Raw genomic sequence first — 1506 nt, 5'->3', positions numbered from 1 at the left:
GGCCCAGAACTTAACTCGTGCAATCCTCGGCACCGAATACCCGCAGTTTCAGACAGCCGCTAACATAGGGGGAAGAGTGAGCGTGTTCGTGTTCATCGCCGTGTTCCCTTTCGTCTCGATGTGAAACTACCATAGCTTCGCCCTCGACTGGACGACACGACAGTATGACGACAGTGATGCGGAAGGACGCTGCTAACAGCGCGTTGCGTGCCGTACCGTCATGCTTTCGGAAGCCGCCGCAGTCCGACAGTTTCCGCAACGTACATCAAAGGAACCCTGTCAGTAAAAGTATTGTAAAAGTATTGGGTTTGTGCATAATATGGTGACAAAGGAGCTGAGCACATGGCGCGAGCAAAGACGTTTTCATTGGGAGACAATTACGACGGGATCCTATCCGACCTCGTAAAGAATGGCCGTTTCGGTACGGAAACCGAGGCGGTGCGCGCCGGTATCCGTATGCTTGCCGATTATGAAATCAAGATTCAGGCGTTGCGCCATGATATCATGGCAGCCGACGCAGAGATCGATGCTGGCCTTGGCAAAGAATACGCCAACGGCGCCGACCTTCTGCGAGATGTCCTGAACGAAAGCTAAGACAATCAACCCGAAACGCCTGATTATCGCTCCCCTCGCCGTCAATGATCTGCGCGGGATTCGGCGCTACATCGCTGAGAGCAGTCCCCATTACGCGCAGGAGTTCCTGGCCGATCTCACCGCCAAGATTGCCTGGATCGCTGAAACCGATTTTACCGGTTCGCCGCGTGACCACATCCTAGAGGGTTTGCGCGGCTTTCCGTATCGCCAGCGCTGCATTTATTACCGCTCATATCATGACCGTGTGGTGGTACTCCGCGTCATGCACGGCGCGCAAGATATCAAGCCGCAAGATTTCGGGGGATGAAGAAGCCGTTGGGGCGATGTCACGCTCAAAAGCTTCTCTTCGCTACGCTCGCCCGGTTCCTGGGTGAGTCCGGAACACCCGGGTACTGACCACCGGCACCTGCCAACTCATGAGGTTGGGTCCTCCGGGAATTTCCATTTCCCAAAAGCCTGATAAACATCCATGGTTGTGCTTCAGCGTTCGAAGCAACACCGGGGGGATGAGATGAGGCTCGCATTAGCAATATTGGCGCTTCTTTCCGGTGTTGGAGCTGTAAGCGCCGAAGTGCTTTCGGCCCGGAAAGTCTCAAACGACCCGAATATGAATATTTGGGAACTGCACATCACTGCGAAAACGGACTCGGTCAGAGTCTTGGGTGTCGATGTCAACCGAGGGTGCAAACGAAGCGGCGGCGTTCCTTTGCCCGTTGACCTTAAATTCGGGCAAGAGGTGTGGTTAGGCACAGTGCTCTGTGAACCGATTGAGGTCAGGATATATACACCTGAAGGTCCCCAGACTCTGTCATGGGATCTCAATGTAAAGGGTCAGCTATCAGCTCAAAAATACCGCATACCTACGGTTTTTTCAGGAAACGGCTATTTCCCGGCCAATGTCTCGTGGGGCAT

The 1506-nt window shown here is 54.1% G+C and carries 3 protein-coding genes; all 3 read left to right on the top strand.

Features of this window, described 5'->3' with window-relative positions; translation table 11 throughout:
• Positions 1–342: 342 nt before the first annotated feature.
• Positions 343–594 carry a ribbon-helix-helix domain-containing protein gene (locus tag PDO_RS14845; RefSeq protein WP_007603279.1) on the top strand — a complete coding sequence of 84 codons (252 nt, stop codon included), beginning with the start codon at positions 343–345 and terminating at the stop codon, positions 592–594.
• 4 nt (positions 595–598) lie between these two features.
• Entirely contained in the window at positions 599–901 is a 303-nt protein-coding gene (locus tag PDO_RS27255) for a type II toxin-antitoxin system RelE/ParE family toxin (RefSeq protein ID WP_081593194.1), read from the top strand.
• A gap of 204 nt (positions 902–1105) precedes the next feature.
• A partial coding sequence (locus tag PDO_RS28820) for a hypothetical protein (protein WP_007603277.1) occupies positions 1106–1506 on the top strand: 401 nt, incomplete at its 3' end.

The sequence above is a fragment of the Rhizobium sp. PDO1-076 genome, assembly GCF_000247475.1.
Classification (GTDB): domain Bacteria; phylum Pseudomonadota; class Alphaproteobacteria; order Rhizobiales; family Rhizobiaceae; genus Allorhizobium.
This window is presented reverse-complemented; position numbering and strand designations above follow the sequence as displayed.